This is a genomic window from Vampirovibrio chlorellavorus, from assembly GCF_003149375.1.
Lineage (GTDB): Bacteria > Cyanobacteriota > Vampirovibrionia > Vampirovibrionales > Vampirovibrionaceae > Vampirovibrio > Vampirovibrio chlorellavorus_B.
In genome coordinates, this window is sequence record NZ_QFWH01000009.1 from 58,689 (window position 1) to 75,010 (window position 16,322).

15 protein-coding genes are annotated in these 16,322 nt (G+C 55.0%); 8 read left to right on the top strand and 7 right to left on the bottom strand.

Annotation, left to right across the window (positions count from 1 at the left end):
* Positions 1-20: 20 nt before the first annotated feature.
* Both DF283_RS11615 and DF283_RS11620 read left to right on the top strand, forming a co-directional pair.
* Positions 21-722 carry a YggS family pyridoxal phosphate-dependent enzyme gene (locus tag DF283_RS11615; protein WP_303675041.1) on the top strand — a complete coding sequence of 234 codons (702 nt, stop codon included), beginning with the start codon at positions 21-23 and terminating at the stop codon, positions 720-722.
* Positions 723-817: 95 nt separating this feature from the next.
* On the top strand, positions 818-1,288 hold the full coding sequence (locus tag DF283_RS11620) for a cell division protein SepF (protein WP_303675042.1): 471 nt from the start codon (positions 818-820) through the stop codon (positions 1,286-1,288).
* A 379-nt stretch (positions 1,289-1,667) separates the two neighbouring features.
* On the opposite strand, the gene DF283_RS11625 is transcribed toward DF283_RS11620, so the two are convergent.
* Positions 1,668-2,327 carry a hypothetical protein gene (locus DF283_RS11625; RefSeq protein WP_303675043.1) on the bottom strand — a complete coding sequence of 220 codons (660 nt, stop codon included), beginning with the start codon at positions 2,325-2,327 and terminating at the stop codon, positions 1,668-1,670.
* 189 nt (positions 2,328-2,516) lie between these two features.
* Between DF283_RS11625 and DF283_RS11630 the strand changes: the two genes are divergently transcribed.
* The 3 genes from DF283_RS11630 (at position 2,517) to DF283_RS11640 (ending at position 5,182) form a co-directional block, all read left to right on the top strand.
* Entirely contained in the window at positions 2,517-3,788 is a 1,272-nt protein-coding gene (locus DF283_RS11630; protein WP_303675044.1) for a phosphopentomutase, read from the top strand.
* Positions 3,789-3,873: 85 nt separating this feature from the next.
* Positions 3,874-4,875, top strand: coding sequence for a TIGR02757 family protein (locus DF283_RS11635; protein WP_303675045.1), 1,002 nt, complete (start codon positions 3,874-3,876; stop codon positions 4,873-4,875).
* Positions 4,876-4,993: 118 nt separating this feature from the next.
* The gene (locus DF283_RS11640) at positions 4,994-5,182 is read left to right on the top strand and encodes a hypothetical protein (RefSeq protein WP_303675046.1); all 189 of its coding nucleotides are present in this window, start codon (positions 4,994-4,996) and stop codon (positions 5,180-5,182) included.
* 84 nt (positions 5,183-5,266) lie between these two features.
* Here DF283_RS11640 and DF283_RS11645 read toward each other — a convergent pair whose 3' ends face one another.
* The gene (locus DF283_RS11645; RefSeq protein WP_303675047.1) at positions 5,267-5,629 is read right to left on the bottom strand and encodes a hypothetical protein; all 363 of its coding nucleotides are present in this window, start codon (positions 5,627-5,629) and stop codon (positions 5,267-5,269) included.
* 148 nt (positions 5,630-5,777) lie between these two features.
* Here DF283_RS11645 and metH point away from each other — a divergent pair, with 148 nt between their 5' ends.
* A complete protein-coding gene (gene metH, locus DF283_RS11650) occupies positions 5,778-9,341 on the top strand; it encodes a methionine synthase (RefSeq protein WP_303675048.1) in 3,564 nt (1,187 codons plus the stop codon).
* A gap of 69 nt (positions 9,342-9,410) precedes the next feature.
* Here metH and DF283_RS11655 read toward each other — a convergent pair whose 3' ends face one another.
* The 5 genes from DF283_RS11655 to DF283_RS11675 form a co-directional block, all read right to left on the bottom strand.
* The gene (locus DF283_RS11655) at positions 9,411-10,046 is read right to left on the bottom strand and encodes a flavin reductase family protein (RefSeq protein ID WP_303675049.1); all 636 of its coding nucleotides are present in this window, start codon (positions 10,044-10,046) and stop codon (positions 9,411-9,413) included.
* A gap of 39 nt (positions 10,047-10,085) precedes the next feature.
* On the bottom strand, positions 10,086-11,180 hold the full coding sequence (locus DF283_RS11660; RefSeq protein ID WP_303675050.1) for a homogentisate 1,2-dioxygenase: 1,095 nt from the start codon (positions 11,178-11,180) through the stop codon (positions 10,086-10,088).
* Between the two features lie 128 nt (positions 11,181-11,308).
* A complete protein-coding gene (locus DF283_RS11665; protein WP_303675051.1) occupies positions 11,309-11,554 on the bottom strand; it encodes a hypothetical protein in 246 nt (81 codons plus the stop codon).
* A 270-nt stretch (positions 11,555-11,824) separates the two neighbouring features.
* On the bottom strand, positions 11,825-12,367 hold the full coding sequence (locus DF283_RS11670; protein WP_303675052.1) for a hypothetical protein: 543 nt from the start codon (positions 12,365-12,367) through the stop codon (positions 11,825-11,827).
* 224 nt (positions 12,368-12,591) lie between these two features.
* Positions 12,592-13,614 (bottom strand): fumarylacetoacetate hydrolase family protein, encoded by a 1,023-nt coding sequence (locus tag DF283_RS11675; protein ID WP_303675053.1) that lies wholly within the window; start codon positions 13,612-13,614, stop codon positions 12,592-12,594.
* Between the two features lie 323 nt (positions 13,615-13,937).
* Here DF283_RS11675 and DF283_RS11680 point away from each other — a divergent pair, with 323 nt between their 5' ends.
* Both DF283_RS11680 and rlmD read left to right on the top strand, forming a co-directional pair.
* Positions 13,938-14,966, top strand: a complete 1,029-nt coding sequence (locus DF283_RS11680) for an acyl-CoA thioesterase (protein WP_303675054.1) — start codon at positions 13,938-13,940, stop codon at positions 14,964-14,966.
* A 56-nt stretch (positions 14,967-15,022) separates the two neighbouring features.
* On the top strand, positions 15,023-16,309 hold the full coding sequence (gene rlmD / locus DF283_RS11685) for a 23S rRNA (uracil(1939)-C(5))-methyltransferase RlmD (protein ID WP_303675055.1): 1,287 nt from the start codon (positions 15,023-15,025) through the stop codon (positions 16,307-16,309).
* The last annotated feature ends 13 nt before the right edge of the window (positions 16,310-16,322 follow it).

A 16,322-nucleotide genomic window follows, 5' to 3' on the forward strand; every position in this document is an offset into this window, starting at 1 on the left:
GTTTTGATAAGCTATTGAGCATGAGCATCCAGCAGCAAGTGGCACAGGTTGAAACGATCATCCGCCAAGTCCGCCCCACGGCGGGCAGTCCGCCCCTAGCGCCAGTCACTCTGGTCGCCGTAACCAAGTACGCCACGGTCGAACAAATGCAGACGGCCTACGCCGCCGGGATTCGCCATTTTGGAGAGAATAAGGTGCAGGATGCCCTCGACAAAATGGCCTCCTTCCCGGCCACTGACTACCCCGACCTCCGTTGGCACCTGATTGGGCACTTACAGGGCAATAAGGTCAAAAAAGCGCTGGGCCGGTTCAGCCTCATCCACTCGGTAGACTCTCTGCCGCTGGCGGAAGCTATTTCAAACCTCAGCACACAGCAAGGGTTTTTACAGCCTGTTCTGCTTCAGGTCAATATTAGCCAGGATGCTTCCCGGCATGGCTTTTCCCCTGATGAATTGCTGGACAAGGCCGCTCAAATTGCCCGACTCCCCGGTCTTGAACTGCGAGGATTAATGACTATGGCCCCGGCGGAGGCTTCCCTGACCCAGAATGACGCGGCCCTAAAAGCCGCTTTCAGCCAAGTGGCCACCCTGAAATCGGAGCTTGAAAGCCGCCTTGGGATCGATCTGCCGGAATTGTCCATGGGAATGAGCCATGACTTTCCCCAAGCGCTGGCCTGTGGTGCTACAATAATCAGGATAGGGAATTATCTTTTTAAAACTTAACGATTGGCGTACAATAAAACCAATCGAAGTTACAAAACTTCAGGTGATTCACAGGATAGTTTACAGGATAGAGAGCAGGGAGGTTTCTTGCCGGCATGAACAATGGACTTTTAAGCAAGCTAAAGAACTGGGTATCGGGCGATCCCTTCGAGGATGAAGCCTACGGAATGGAAGAGGATTACGAGTTTCGTAACACTCGCCCCGAACAGGAAGTAGAAATGCTGGATGACAGCAAAAAAGCCCGCAAGCCGCTGCGCGTGGTGGATCATCCCACCAGCCAGAAAGCCCAGGTTGTGGTCATTGAGCCCCGGGCCTTTGAAGAAGCCCTGGAAATTATTGAGCATCTGCGCACCAAAAAATCGGTCATCCTGAACCTGCACTTGCTGGATACCGCTCAATCCCAGCGTGTGGTGGATTTCCTTTCCGGCGCCACCCATGCCATTGACGGGAACCAGCAACGCATTGGCGATGGCGTGTTCATCTTCACCCCCAACAACGTCAGCATCCGCTCGGAAGCTGAAAAAAACATGGCCATTGAAGATGCCTACTGGAAGCAAAGCTACTAACCATCCTTCCAACCCTCCTTCTTGCACTCGGTAAAGCGTGATTAAATCGGTTTGAAAAGCGTGTGAGATAGTCGTCCAGACTGGGTCAACCAGACTGGATTCAAAAGTTTAAAAGCCCCGGAATCCAAGCCGGGGCTTTTTATTGATTTTGATAGGCATTATTTCTTATTTTTTAAGGGGCGTTTGCCCCTTAAACCCCACTGGAGGGGGAACAGAGTTCAGCGCAAGCGCTGTCCCCCCTCCAGACCTCCCCATGGGAATAGTCTGGAAATCTCCTTCTTCATTGAAGCTGGACAATCTCGCCGCTTTCAGGCTCCCCGATGCGAAAAGGGAGAAGAACGAGCGATTCGCTTATTAAATGTTTTTAGAACTAAAAGCGCTAATACAAGCGGGCGTTTTTGAGTCGAAACTTGACGGGCGGGCCCGAAGGGCTTTCCAGCAGCAGAGTAAATTCATCCAGATTTTCCAGGTCGGCAAAGTTGAAATAATACCCATTCACCGCCTCGTAAGCCGCCCCGGAAACCCCACCAGTCACCGGATCGGCCACCGCATCCAGATTGACTTTGGACGGCTTAATCTCAAAACTTTTACCCCGGCCAAATCCCACGATTTTGGCGTTGTAGTTCTTGGCAAACCCGGGGGAGTCCCCGTAAAAACTGACGGCAAACTTTACTTGCAGGCGATTCTTGGCATCCGAGTAGAAGGCCACTTCCTTGCCAAAGCGTTTGCGGGCGTTCATCAGGTCACTCTTGGCCGGGTTACTGGAAAAACCCGCTTTGGCCGCCTTGGTGGCCAACATCATAAACGGAGAGTACACATTTAACAGCGCCCCGTTCTCACCCTCAATCCAGTTTGCCCCCAGCAGGGCGGAAAGCCCCAGCTTCTGGTTCTTCATGCCATAGACCAGGGAGGCATCCACGGTCTGGGCATCCATTTTAACCAGGGCCTGAACCGGAGCCAGACTTCCCGCCAGTAACAGGGCAACGACCACAGCGGTTGCGGAAAAACACTTGGTAATCGAAAAAGGGTGGTATACCATGAAGGCAATTGGCTCCAATCATTGCAAAACCGTGACGCTTTACCCCTCGGTTCGGGGTGTTCCCATTCTAACCGAGACAAACAGACAGACGAACAAAGCGCTGGCGGTTCCCAAAAACAAAAAGCAAGTTGGCAGCCCGGCCCGTTTTTATTTGCACACAGTTTTCAAGGAACCAAGGAGAACCACCCGATGTCGTTCAAACGTGTTTTTGTAGTTGTTGTAGATGCCTGGGGCGTGGGCGCCCTGCCCGATGCCCCCGATTATGGGGACAGCCTGGACTGCAACACCATGGGCAACATTGACAAACACGCTGATCGCCTGAGCCTGCCCAACTTTGAAAAACTGGGACTGGGCAACATACTGAATTTAAACCGGGTCAAGCCGCAGGAAAAGCCGCTGGGCAGCTACGGCAAAATGTCGGAGTTCTCCCGCGGCAAGGACACCACCACCGGCCACTGGGAAATGGCCGGTATTTATCTGGAAACCCCCTTCCCCACCTACCCGGAGGGCTTCCCCCCAGAGATTGTGGAGCGCTTCAAGCGGGAAACCGGGATCAAAAACATTTTGGGCAACAAACCGGCTTCCGGCACCAAAATTCTGGAAGAACTGGGCATGCAGCACCTGGAAACGGGCGACCCCATTGTCTACACCAGCGCCGATAGCGTGTTCCAGATTGCCGCCCACATTGGCCCGAAAAGCAAAGTGGATTTGGCCACCCTGTACCAGTGGTGCGAAACGGCCCGTGAAATTCTGGACGGCCCGCACAAGGTCTCCCGGGTCATTGCCCGTCCTTTTATCGGCACCAGCCCGGACACCTTCAAACGGGTGGGCAAAGACCGCCGGGACTACGCCGTATTACCCCCTGAGGCCACCGTGCTGAACCGCATCCGGGAAGCCGGGGCTGTGGTGCTGGGCGTGGGGAAAATTGAAGACATTTTCTGCTTCTCTGGCCTAACCCATTCTATTCATACCGGCAGCAACCCGGAAGGGCTGGAAGTGCTGAATAAAATCATTCGCCAAGAGCAAAATCTGGATGAATTAAGCCTGGAAAAGAAGGCCCTCAGCGATTACCCGCAAGCGGACAAGCAGTTTGTCTTCGTCAATCTGGTGGAAACCGACAGCAACTACGGCCACCGCCGTGATGTGAACGGCTACGCCCGGGCTCTGGAAGAAGTGGACGCCGGACTGGGACGTGTTTTGGAAGCGCTGGGCCCGGATGACCTGCTGATGATTTCCGCGGACCACGGTTGCGACCCCACCGCCCCCGGCTCGGATCACACCCGTGAGTACGTGCCCATTCTGCTTTACAGCCCCCAATTACCCGGCGTGAATCTGGGCATTCGGGAATCCTTCGCTGATATCGGTAAAACCACGCTGGCCTGGCTGGGTTTGGAAAACCCGGCCCAACGCGGACGCAACATGCTGGAAAGCATCCAGCACCCGCAAGCCAGTTTGGTCTAGTCACGAGATCGAGTCACGATTGGGCCCTCAGACTGCTTCCGTTACAGCTTCTTTATGATCGCCTTTGGGTGGAAACCAGAACGTCATGACAAAAAAACAGCCGCCCAAAGCCCCTCCCAAAGCAGTTCAAAAAACGGGCACCAAGACCTCAAAGCCCAAGGGCAAAGCGCATGCCACCCGGCCCGCCAAGGCCAGGTTCTCTGGGTTGGCGACCCCTAAAAGTCCGGCAGGCTGGCAGGCTTTGGCCCCGGCTCTGGATGCTCTGGTCTCTCAATACAAAGTGCCCAGCTATATTGACAGCGATCCCATTCAAATTCCCTATCGCTACGTGGACAACCCCAAGGCCTGCGAACTGGTGGCCTTCATCACCGCCCTGTTTAGCTATGGGCGGCGGGATTTCATTATCGAGACCATCAACGGGCTGTTTCAGATCACCGAAAACGACCCGGTGGGATTCATGGAGAGTTTCAACCGACAGCGGGACGCCAAACTGTTTCAGCACTTCATCTATCGCTTTAATAAAGGCCCGGACGTGGCCTTTCTGTGGGAGCGGCTGCAGTGGGTCTATACCACCTACGGGTCACTGGAAGCCTTGTTTCAGGAGGCCGTTGAACGTGGGCTTAAGGCCGATCCTTCCGTCACCCGGCTGAAAGCGGGCATTACGGGGGTGAACGATGCCCTGCTGAACCATCAGGAACCCAACAGCTACGGGCTGAAATTTCTGTTTGCCCACCCCGGTAAAGGCGGGGCCTGCAAGCGCTTCAACATGTTTTTGCGCTGGATGGTTCGCCAAGATGAAGAACCGGGCGGCAAAGTGGACTTTGGCCTGTGGAAAAAGGCCCTGCATCCAGCCGATTTGCTGATTCCACTGGACACCCATGTGATGAAAATGAACCGCAAGCTGGGCCTTAGCCCCCGACACGATGGCTCCTGGCGCACCGCCGAGGAAATTACAGCGGTTTTCCGGCAGTTGTGCCCGCAAGATCCGGTCAAATACGATTACGCCCTGTTTGGCTTCAGTCTGGACAAACGCGCCTCCGAGGAGCTGCTGGCCCTGGCCGGAAATCATAAAGCGCCAAAATCGTAAACGCCTGTTTTCAGGCCGCAGACCGTACTATAATAAACGGGTACGCCATAAGGGCCACAGCGCCGGTCGGCTTTACCCCCCAAACTCCCTTAATGGACAGAGAGAAAGCGATCCCCCGATGACCCAAGAGGAATTAAACACGTTACTGGCCGGTGAAGAACTGCTCCGCACCCTGGATGTTAAAACCCTGGTGCTGGACATTGTTCGGGAAATGCCGGAAGAAGAGATGCTCACCATCTTTTGGGACAAGTTGCCGCAGTTAAGGCAGGAATTCGTTAAAGACTACCTGTACATGAAACGCTCATAAAACGGCGTTCTTGCCAGAAAGCACACCCGCATCGCCCCTTGAGCCTTCACTTTGCTTTGGACGGTTTATTCCTGTTTGGATGATTTACTCTTCTTTGCCCGTGTACACGCTGACCATCCAGCGCTTGGGCAGGATGTGATACTGCTTTAAAGAAACCCAGGCCCCTTGTCCAATTTTAATGGGGGTAATAAACAACTGGATGTCATTTAGCATTAGCGGGCCCAGTTTTTGGCAGCGCAGGCTGACATCGTGCTTAATGTTTTCGCTTTGCCGGTAAATGAATCGGGCTTTGTCTTTGAAGGGTTGGGCCTCCGCGCCAGTGCCGGTGACCACGCACTCATCCCGCAGGGTGCTGGGATGCCGGGCATCGTTGACCAGCACGCCAAGGCCCACGAAAAACAGGATGAACGGGCCAAACATCAAAAATAATGTCACTTTACGATTCATGAACCGGCTCCTTTTAAAGGGTGAGGCTGAATAACGGCTGAGGTTGAAGGGTACGAGGCACCAGGGCTCAACTAAAAAGTTTGAATTGAAACAGGATGAGGCGTATGATGGTCGGGTAAGTAGTGTTGTTGTTTATTATTCATCAAAAATGCCCAATTTGCACCGTCAGGCGTCTAATCATTCCTTTTTTAAGCAGTGTCAGGAAAAGGTACTGTTGTTTGATGGCGGCATGGGCAGCATGTTGCAGACTTACCCCCTCACAGAAGATGATTTTGAGGGGCTGGAAGGGTGCAACGAGATTCTGGTGCGCACCCGGCCCCACGTCATTCAGGAAATCCATGCGGCCTACTTTGAAGCCGGGGCCGATGTGGTGGAAACCAACAGCTTTGGCTCGGCCTCTATCGTTCTGGCTGAGTACGATATCGCCGATCAGGCCTACGATTTGAGCTATCGGGCGGCCAAAATCGCCAAGGAAGTCGCGCTAGACTTCAGCACCAAGGGGAATAAATCCCGCTTTGTGGCCGGTTCCATTGGCCCTACTACCAAACTGCCCACCTTGGGCCACATCGCCTACGATGACCTGAAAGCCGCTTATGTGGATCAGGTGTGTGGGCTGGTGGATGGCGGGGCGGACATGCTGCTGATTGAGACCTGTCAGGATTTATTGCAAACCAAAGCGGCGCTGGCCGCGGTGAGCAAGGTGCGCCGCAGTCTGAATCGCTACATTCCCACCATGGTGCAAGTGACCATTGAAACCACCGGCACCATGCTGGTGGGCATGGACATCGCCTCGGTGGTGACGGCATTGCAGCCCTATGATATTGATGTATTGGGCATGAACTGCGCCACCGGCCCGCAGGAGATGGCCGCCCATGTGCGTTATTTATCGCAGAATAGCCCGTTTTATATTTCCTGCCTGCCCAACGCCGGGATCCCGGAAAACGTGGGCGGCAAGGCCCACTACCACCTGTCGCCTGAGGATTTGGCCGCCCACTTGCAGCACTTTGTGAAAGATTTGGGCGTGCATATCGTGGGCGGTTGCTGCGGCACCACCCCCAAGCACATCAAGGCCGTGGATAACCTCATTGGCGGGCTGGCCCCGGGCCCACGGGAAATCCGCTATGAAAACAGCCTGAGCAGCCTGTACACCAGTGTGCCCATGTTTCAAAACCCACCGCCGGTGTTGGTGGGTGAACGCACCAACTCCAACGGCAGCAAAAAATTCCGGGATCTGCTGGCGGAAGATAACTACGACGCCCTGGTAGACATCGGACGGCACCAATTGGAGCAAGGGGCTCATTTGCTGGATGTTTGCACCGCCTACGTGGGCCGGGACGAAGTGAAGGATATGGTGGAAACCATCACCCGCTTCAACGCCCAGCTGGACTTGCCCCTGATGATTGACTCCACGGAAGCCCCGGTCATTGAAGCCGCCCTCAAGCTGGTGGCCGGGAAAACCATCGTCAACTCCATCAACCTGGAAGACGGCGAGGAGCGACTGGAAGTCATTTTGCCCCTATGCAAAGAATTTGGGGCCGCCGTGGTGGCCTTAACCATTGATGAAGAAGGGATGGCCAAGACGGCCCAGCGCAAGTTTGAAATTGCTCAGCGTATTTATCAGCTCTCCACGGAAAAATATGGCATTCAGCCGGGCGACATCGTTTTTGACACGCTCACCTTCACCCTGGGCAGTGGGGATGAGGAATTTCGCAAGGCCGGAATGGAAACCATCGAGGCCATCCGCCTGATTCGGGAGGCTTACCCCGAAGTGGGTTTTGTGCTGGGAATCAGCAATATCAGCTTTGGCCTCAAGCCCGCCCTGCGGCATGTGCTGAACAGCGTGTTCCTGCACTACGCCATGGAAGCCGGACTGAATATGGCCATCATCAACAGCGCTCACCTCTTGCCCCTGCACCGCATTAGTGAAAAAGAGCGGGAGCTGTGCCGCCAACTGATTTTTGATGAACGGCAATTCGCCGAAGACGGCACGGTGACGTATGACCCCTTGATTGAGTTGATGGCCTATTTTGAGGAACACGGCGGCACCACCGTTGAGAAAAAGAAAAAAGAACTGCCCGAGCAGATTGAGGAGCGCCTCAAGTACCGCATCATCAACGGGGAAAAAACTGGGCTGGAACCTGATATTAACGAAGCGCTCACCCAATATCCAGCCCTGAGCATTATCAACGATATTTTGCTGGACGGCATGAGAACCGTGGGTGAACTCTTCGGCAAAGGGGAAATGCAACTGCCCTTTGTGCTGCAATCGGCGGAAGTGATGAAGGCTTGTGTGGCCCTGCTGGAACCGCACATGGAGAAGGTGGAGGGCGGGCACTCCAAGGGCGTGATGGTACTGGCCACCGTCAAGGGCGATGTGCATGATATCGGCAAGAATCTGGTGGATATCATCCTGACCAACAACGGGTACAAAGTAATCAACCTGGGTATCAAGCAGCCGCTGGAAACCATGTTAACGGCGCTGGACGAGCATAACGCCGATGCCATTGGCATGAGCGGCCTGTTGGTAAAGTCCACGGCCATTATGAAAGATAATCTTATCGCCATGAAGGAGCGGGGACTGAACGTGCCGGTGGTACTGGGCGGGGCCGCCCTGACCAAGCGCTTTGTGGAGGAAGATTGCCAAAACGTGTATGACGGTCGGGTCTATTACGCCAAGGATGCCTTCTCTGGCCTGTACGCCATGGAACTGATTATGGGTAAAGAGACCGCCCAAGGGGCCGGGGAACTTTCTCCACCCGCTGAACTGTCCAAAGTGCTGGTGGCGCCCGGCGGCGAACCTGTGTATCAAGCGGTGGGCGAAATCACCCTGGGCGGAAGCGGCCTCTCCGTGGATGATCCCGACTATTTGAAGCGCTGCCCGGAGATTCGGCTGGATGTGGATATCCCGCAACCGCCGTTCTGGGGCACTCGGGTGATCACTGAGCTTGACTTAACCGAAATTTATCCTTACCTGAATCAGCAAGCCCTGTTTTCGGGTCAATGGCAAGTCAAGCGGGGCAACCGCTCCGTCAGGGAGCATGAGGCCTTTGTGGCCGAAAAAATCGTGCCCATTCTGGACAGCCTGAAACGGCGGGTGATTGAGGAACGCTTGTTGTTGCCCAAGGTCATCTACGGCTTCTTCCCCTGCCAGTCGGAAGGAAACTCCCTGTTGGTCTATCGCCCGGAACCGTGGCAGGCAAACGGCACCCAAGCAATCTGGGAACGTTTTACCTTCCCCCGGGGCGGCCAGAAAAAACAATGTCTGGCCGATTTCTTCGCTCCGGTGGATTCTGGACGCATGGATGTGGTGGCCCTGCAAATAGTGACTATGGGCCAAGAGGCCTCTAAATACGCTTTGGACTTGTTCAACGCCAATAATTACAGCGATTACCTCTATTTCCACGGCTTTGGGGTGGAAATGGCCGAGGCGCTGGCCGAGTACTGGCATAAACGGGTGCGGGAAGAATGGGGCATTGCTGGACAGGATGCCGCCGACATCAAGCGCCTGTTCGCTCAAGGCTATCAAGGTTCTCGTTACAGCCCGGGATACCCGGCCTGTCCCAATCTGGAAGATCAAACCCACTTTTTCTCATTGCTAGCGCCAGAGCGCATTGGCATCGAACTCAGCGAAGAGTTCATGCTGGAGCCGGAGCAGTCCACCTCGGCGCTCATTGTTCATCATCCGCAAGCCCGCTACTTCGACGTGCGCTGATAGCGCCCGCATAGCCCCTCTCTCCCAGCCCTGTCAGGCACTTTGTTGGGGAGCCCGCGAGTTATTGACTCAGGAGGGACGGGCCACTTCAAACACGTCCCGCACCGGACAGTAGGCGGAACCCGCCAAACGGGCCACCGGTTTCAGCAGGGCCGTATCAATGCGTCCGCCCTGATAGAGGTCTTGGCGCACGTGAAAACGCACCACGGTGCCCAGCACCAGATTTCCGCTGCCCACCCCGCCCGGGCCCACCGGAATGATCTGCTGCAATTGACACTCCAGACTGACCGGGGATTCCAGCACCCGGGGCGGTTGAACCACCTCGGAAGGGGCCGGTGTTAACCCGGCCTGTTCGAATTCGCTGACCCCAAAGGGAAACTCACCCGCCGTGGCGTTCATTTGGGCCACAATGTCCTCACTGACGATATTGACCACAAACTCGCCAGTCGATTCAATATTACGCAGGGTATCCTTTTTCCCCCCGTCGGAACCCCTGACCATGGGGCAAAACAAAATGGTGGGCGGCTCCGAGCAAACGGCAGTAAAAAAGCTGAAGGGGGCCAGGTTCAGGGCCCCATCCACGGACTGGGTGGACACAAAAGCGATGGGCCGGGGCAACACACTGCCAATCAGCAGTTTGTAGTTGTCCTGATTGGAATTTTGGGTCGGGTCAATGGTAATAAAGGGAATGTTCACTTCGCTCATGGTCTTGGGCGCTTTCTGTCAGATTTGCCTGTTAAAAGCCTATTTGGCTTGCCAGGATAAGTAATAGTCCGGCCACTCGGTGGCCTGGGCCGCTTCGGTCATGCGCAGCGGCTTTTCGGTATCCAGCATGACCGCCACTTCATCGGTGGCTGTTTTTTGCTTGCTGGCCTCCACCGCCTTGGGGTGCGGCCCGTGATGAATGCCCTGGGGGTGGAAGGTGATCATGCCTGCATCAATGCCGTCTCGACTGAAAAAGTTGCCCGCGTGGTAAAACAGCACTTCATCGTAATCGATGTTGCGATGATAAAAGGGGACGCGAACGGCTTCGGGATCTTCCTCCAGGGGGCGAGGCACGAAGGAACAGACCACAAAGCCTTGACCCTGAAAGGTAGTGTGGACGCTGGGGGCCAAGTGGGCCCGGTGAGACATGACCGGCCTGAAATCCCGAATATTGAGCTGCCAGACGGTCAGATCCCCCTTCCAACCCACCACATCCATGGGATTAAACGGGTAAAACACAGAGGTTATCTCGTTGAGGCGCTTGATTTGCACCTCCCATTCGCTGTCATCTTGAATGGGCTGGGGCGACGGCGTTTTGACAAGGGCCGGGTCATACAGGGCATGCTGCCCCATCAGCCCCCGGTCTGGCTGGCGGATGCGGCTGAAGGATTCAATTACCAGAAAGGCGTTGTCCGTGGTTTCAGGAAGCAGGCGGTAGGTGGTTCCCCGGGGAATGACCAGATAATCGCCCGGTTCAAACAACAACGGACCAAAGTCCGTCTCCAGGGTGCCATGGCCCTTGTGGATGAAATAAATCTCATCCCCGTCGGCATTGCGGAAGTAAAAGGGCATGGGCTTGGTGGGGCGAGCCATATGCACCACCACATCCTCGTTGTACAGCAGGGGTACCCGATCCAGAATGCCCCCCGGATCGGTTGGCTTTGCGGTCAGGCAGTCAAAGGCCCGGGGCTTCAACGGGCCCTCGATCCGACTCCAGCCTGTGGGAGCGTGGGTGCGATACAAGTGGGACACTGGCCCGTAAAAGCCATCGCGCCCATGCTCTTCTTCAAACGTACCCTGCGGCAGCGCCACATGGGCCTGAAGCGCCACAATACCCTTTACCAGTGGATACATACCAATGCCCCTCTAATCGCTGTGACGGAACCACGCCTGTTCCGATTAGCAGCATAGCAAAAAAAAGAGCCACGCTCCAGCGGCTGGCCGCCAAAGCCATGAATTCCTGATTCAAGGCACGCACCCACTCAGCGGGAGAGCTGGGTCATGCGGTTTTTCAGTGCTTCCAGCTGTTGCATCATCACCCGCTGATCGCTGAACATCCGGCTTTGGAGATTTTGTGCCTGAGATTGGGCGTTATTCAATGCCCAAAAATGGGATAAATAATCCTGGTGTTGCCGTACCAGCGTTGCTTGAGTGGTTTTGTGAAACTCGGCCTGATCCTGCTTCAGGGTTTGCAGCGCCGTTAAAATTTGCTGCTGATTGTCTAGCATAACCTCAGCCAGCGGTTTTTCTTGTGATGAAGCATTGGGAGGCTTTGGGAGACTGGTTTGGGCGCGTGAGGGCAATAAAAAATTAAAATGACCAAACATAACACTGAGAACCTTTGTGATTGGGGTGAATGACTAAACGCAATTCATCATTTGAATTGCAACTTAAAAGCTCTCATAAACATTCTGAAGGGCCAACGGGTATATCTTCGGAAATGCCAGAATGATGGGCAAGCATTGAATCAGTGCGATGAGCAGACCCCAATCAATCTTTCAAAACTCCCCCAAGTGAATCGAGGTTCCCCCGGAAATATAAGGCGTGCGTTCCGTGATATTGGATTGCGGGAGGTTGAGGGTTAGCAAGGTCTGTCGAACCGATAACAGGTAATCCTGCGCCCGTTCTTTCTCCATTGGCAAAAAGGTCTCGGAAATCTTGTTCAAGCGGTGATGATCCGGTAGAAAGGCAGTAAATGTGCATTTTTCAATATAATCCACCACCAGGCGATTAAACGTTATCAGTCGATCGGCCACCTGGTGTCTCTCCTCGGGACGCAATACCCGCAAGTAATTAATGGCCATGTGAAACGCTGGCATGGCGTCATACAGGCGTCGCTTGCTTTTGGATTTATACAAGGGCAAAACAACCTCTGTGCCCAGCGATTTTAAATCGCCCAAGCGGGTATCGGCCTGAAATTGATGCGTGGCGATCCAGTTAAACCCCTTGACCACCACAGCCTGAGCGTCTTTTGGCAACTGGCTGGCCAGTTGTATGGATTCTTTTAACAGCACATCCTGATCGTAAAACCGTTGGTTCATAGTCCCCCAAACCTGTCTTATTGTCTCAATATCCTGGATTCATAAACGCCCAGTGCCACTTGATAAAAACTGACGAGATTGCCCCCATTGCCTTTTCCCCAAACAGGCGTTTCTGGAATTGATTGGTGTGAAACCCAGTTACTTCCATTAGTATAGCATCGAAAAAAAAAACGTTCAAGGGTGGAAACAGGATATGGAAACCATATAAGGCGTGTCGATAGGCGCTAGAAAGACTTCACAATGGGGTTTCTCAGCAGGCCCAGCCCTGAAATTTCCAGCTCCACCATATCGCCCGGTTGGGGCCAGCGATCCAGTTCCAGTCCGCAGCCAAAGCCCACCGTACCGGAACCCAAAATGTCCCCGGGGTAAATCATTTCCTCTTTGGAGACATGCTCGATCATTTGCTCAAAGGTCCAATGGGACGTCCCTGCGTTGCCATCCGACCACACTTCCCCGTTGATGCGGGCAATCATCCGTAAATCACGCGGGTTGGGGACTTCATCCGCCGTGACCAGCCATGGCCCCACGGCCGTGGCGAAATCCTTGCCTTTGGCCGGCCCCAGGCGACACATCATCTCGTATTTTTGAATATCCCGGGCGCTGAAGTCGTTCATGATGGCGTAACCGGCAATGTACTCACTGGCTTTGTCCGCGGGGATGTTTTTGCCCGCCTTGCCGATGATGCAGGCCAGCTCCAGTTCATAATCCAGGATGCGGGTGTAGCTGGGCCAGTGAACCGGGGCCTCATGACCAATCAGGGTGTTGGGGTTGCCCTTGTAATAAACCGGCATTTTGTACCAGGCTTCCGGGATGGGCTCGTTGCGTCGCTTAAAGCCATTGGCCGTGTGCGTCTCAAAGGACAGAAAATCCCGAAGCATACGCGGGTTGGGCACCGGGGTTTTTAAAGTGACTTCGGCCATTTCAAAGACCAATCGCTGCCCTTCAGCCCCCAGCAAGGCCTGGGCCCGATTTTGGCCTAGTAATTGCAGAAAGCGGGCTTCCACCTCACGGGCCGCCCGCATGGCGGGTTCTCCCAATTCCAGAAAGCTGCGCATATCGGGTGCAAAGTAAAAATCGGCCCAGCGCTGGGGACAGGGCTGTTGATCCGCCTCGGTTAGCAGCCAGCAATAGGCGGCGTTCAGATCCACCAGAACCGGGGGAGCCTCGACCCCTTGTGGAAACAACACCAGCCCCAGCCGGTCAAACTTCCCCAAAACGGTTGCCACCGCAAAGGTCGCTAGCTTCATGTTTCCACCGCCTCCAAATCGTAGAATGCTCTTTATGATGATTGAATCCGGCGGGTGCGGTCAAGCGGAGAAATAAAAGCTTTGTTTGCGGAGGAACGGATCTGTTTATATAATGGTGTCCCAGTCCATGACAGTCGGTTTGGCTGCCGGGCGACACCGAGCCCTGAATCAGGTATTCGCCTACATTTCCGTGTTTATCGACGCATTTACCACGCACTCATAAGCCTGAATTTGTTTTAGCTTTCTATAGACGTTCAGCGAAATGCCCGAACGCTGAAGTTCCCAAATTTTTCAGTCGTCACCACCCAACCGGAGTCATGACCATGACCACGCCGCACCCGCCAGAAAATCCGGTTCCCCGCCATTTTATCCGTACCCCCGCCTACCCCTGGCTTCTGGATGAGGCTGGCTTTATGCGGGCCGGTCATGTGCTGAAACTGATTGACATTGTGGGCAGCGAAGCGGCCCTGCGCCATCTGAACCGGGACGGCAAACGGGGGCTGGTGGTCACTGCCTCGCTGGATCGCACCAACTTCCATCAGCCCATCCGGCTGTGGGACATGATTCGTCTGGAAAGTCGGGTCAGCCAGGTATGGCAAAGCTCTTTGGAAGTGGAAGTGCGGGTGCAGGCGGAAAACTGGTTCACCGATGAAACCCGGGACATCGCCACGGCCTATCTGGTTTTTGTAGCCCTCAATGAAAAAACGCGGGAAAAAATCCAATTCCCCGCCTATCAGCCCAACACCCCCGAGGAATTACAACTGGCTCAGGGAGCCGAATTGCGCAAGAAAAACCGGGCCACCGAAGGCAAAACCGCGCCGTTTATCCCCATTGAGGACAGTGACAACCCGGTGGTCATCAGCCGCCTGATGACGCCCAACGACGCCAACGCCCAGTCCAACGTGTTTGGGGGCATTATTTTGTCGCTCATCGATGAGGCGGGCAGTCAGGTGGCCAAAAAGCAATCCTTGAACCAGCCGGTGGTGGGCGTTCGTCAGGATCGCATGAGCTTTATCTCGCCCACCTTCATTGGGGAAACCGTGGAGGCCAAGGCCGTTCTGACCAAAACCTGGAACACCTCCACGGAGGTGCAGGTGGAAGTGTTCGCCCAAAACCCCAATCAGGCGGAGCCTCGCCGGGTGGCCAGCAGTTATCTGGTCTATGTCAAGCTGGGGCCGAATGGTCGCCCGGGAGAAATGCCGCCCTGGACGCCGCAAACCCCCGCCCAAATTCAGCGGGCCGAACTGGCCGACGTGCGTCGGGAAATTCGGGAGCGGGAAGAGCAACAACAGGCCCTCAGTCTGTCCTCCGTGCAGGATGACGCTCCCCTGTCCGCTTCCAGTCAACTTTAAAATATCAACCCTAAAGTATTAATCTAAAGCATCGAATCGTAAAGAAAGGCCTTATTTTGGAACTGACCATTGAAAAACTGGTGTATGGCGGCGAAGGCCTGGCGAGAACCTCCGAGGGAGAAGTCATTTTTGTGCCCCTGAGCGCCCCCGGAGACGTGATTGAAGCCGAGCGAATGGCCGGGCGCCAAAAACCGGCCAAGGCCAGCATCCGACAGTTACGCTCCCCCAGTGCCCATCGGGTGTCGCCCGCCTGCGATATTTTTGGTCAGTGCGGCGGCTGCCAGTGGCAGCACCTGTCTCTTGAGGCCCAACGGGACTGGAAGCAAAAAATGGTGACGGAAAGTCTGGTGCGTCTGGGTAAGCTGCCCGATGTGACCGTGGCCCAGACATTAAGCCCTGCCACCGATGGCTGGAAAGCCCGGAATCGGGTGCAGTGGGAGTTGGTTCCAGATGCAGCCACCCAATCCTGCAAATTGGGGTACCACGCCGCGGAAAGCCATACCGTGGTGGAATTCAACCACTGTCCCATCATACCAGAGCCCTTCAATCAATTGGCCCAACGCTTGCGGGAATTGGCCCAACAAGACCCCAAAATCGCCGCCAAGCGCTATCGGGTGGAAGCCTTCATCAGCCCGGATGAAAAAATGCTGTTGGTCTTTACCGGCGAAAAGAACGGGGCCCTCTACCCTCTAGCCCAACAACTGATGCAGGACTTCCCCGCTTTGGAAGGCGTTTGCTGGGTGGACAGCCAGCAGAAAGACGCCCATCCCAAGACCATTGCCGGGCAGCCAGCATTGCAATTTGCCCTGAGTGGCAACCAATACCGGGTTTCCGCCGGTCAGTTTTTCCAGACCAGTTACGCAGGCGCGGAAGTGCTGCTGCAAGTGCTGGATGAATGGCTCTCTCCCTCGGTGACCTCCCTTCTGGATATTTACGCCGGGGTGGGTCTGTTTTCCGTACACCGGGCCAAACGGACCCAGCGTGTGCTGGCCATTGAATCCTCCCCCGGCGCGGAAGCGGATGCCCTTGAAAATTTCGCCCTGAACGGCATTACCAATGTGGCCTGGAAAACCAGTGATGCCCGTCAGGCGCTAAGAGCCCTGAAGGAAGACTTTGAAGTGGCCATTATTGACCCTCCACGTGGCGGCTGCCAACCCGAAGTGCTGGATTGGCTGAGCGAGCATATTGAAAAGCAGTTGATTTACGTGAGCTGCAACCCCACCACCCTGGCCCGGGATCTCAAGCATCTGGTGGCGCAGGGCTGGAAAATTGATGCGGTTCAGCCGGTGGATATGTTCCCACAGACCTATCACGTGGAAACGCTAGTGAACCTATCCCGCTGAAATTTGTTCAGCG

Coding starts and splice junctions, on each gene's coding strand:
- DF283_RS11620 (WP_303675042.1), top strand. CDS start 818: ATGAACAATGGACTTTTAAGCAAGCTAAAGAACTGGGTATCGGGCGAT.
- metH (WP_303675048.1), top strand. CDS start 5,778: ATGCCCAATTTGCACCGTCAGGCGTCTAATCATTCCTTTTTTAAGCAG.
- DF283_RS11675 (WP_303675053.1), bottom strand. CDS start 13,614: ATGAAGCTAGCGACCTTTGCGGTGGCAACCGTTTTGGGGAAGTTTGAC.
- DF283_RS11640 (WP_303675046.1), top strand. CDS start 4,994: ATGACCCAAGAGGAATTAAACACGTTACTGGCCGGTGAAGAACTGCTC.
- DF283_RS11625 (WP_303675043.1), bottom strand. CDS start 2,327: ATGGTATACCACCCTTTTTCGATTACCAAGTGTTTTTCCGCAACCGCT.
- DF283_RS11645 (WP_303675047.1), bottom strand. CDS start 5,629: ATGAATCGTAAAGTGACATTATTTTTGATGTTTGGCCCGTTCATCCTG.
- DF283_RS11630 (WP_303675044.1), top strand. CDS start 2,517: ATGTCGTTCAAACGTGTTTTTGTAGTTGTTGTAGATGCCTGGGGCGTG.
- DF283_RS11660 (WP_303675050.1), bottom strand. CDS start 11,180: ATGTATCCACTGGTAAAGGGTATTGTGGCGCTTCAGGCCCATGTGGCG.
- DF283_RS11665 (WP_303675051.1), bottom strand. CDS start 11,554: ATGCTAGACAATCAGCAGCAAATTTTAACGGCGCTGCAAACCCTGAAG.
- DF283_RS11680 (WP_303675054.1), top strand. CDS start 13,938: ATGACCACGCCGCACCCGCCAGAAAATCCGGTTCCCCGCCATTTTATC.
- DF283_RS11655 (WP_303675049.1), bottom strand. CDS start 10,046: ATGAGCGAAGTGAACATTCCCTTTATTACCATTGACCCGACCCAAAAT.
- DF283_RS11635 (WP_303675045.1), top strand. CDS start 3,874: ATGACAAAAAAACAGCCGCCCAAAGCCCCTCCCAAAGCAGTTCAAAAA.
- DF283_RS11615 (WP_303675041.1), top strand. CDS start 21: ATGAGCATCCAGCAGCAAGTGGCACAGGTTGAAACGATCATCCGCCAA.
- DF283_RS11670 (WP_303675052.1), bottom strand. CDS start 12,367: ATGAACCAACGGTTTTACGATCAGGATGTGCTGTTAAAAGAATCCATA.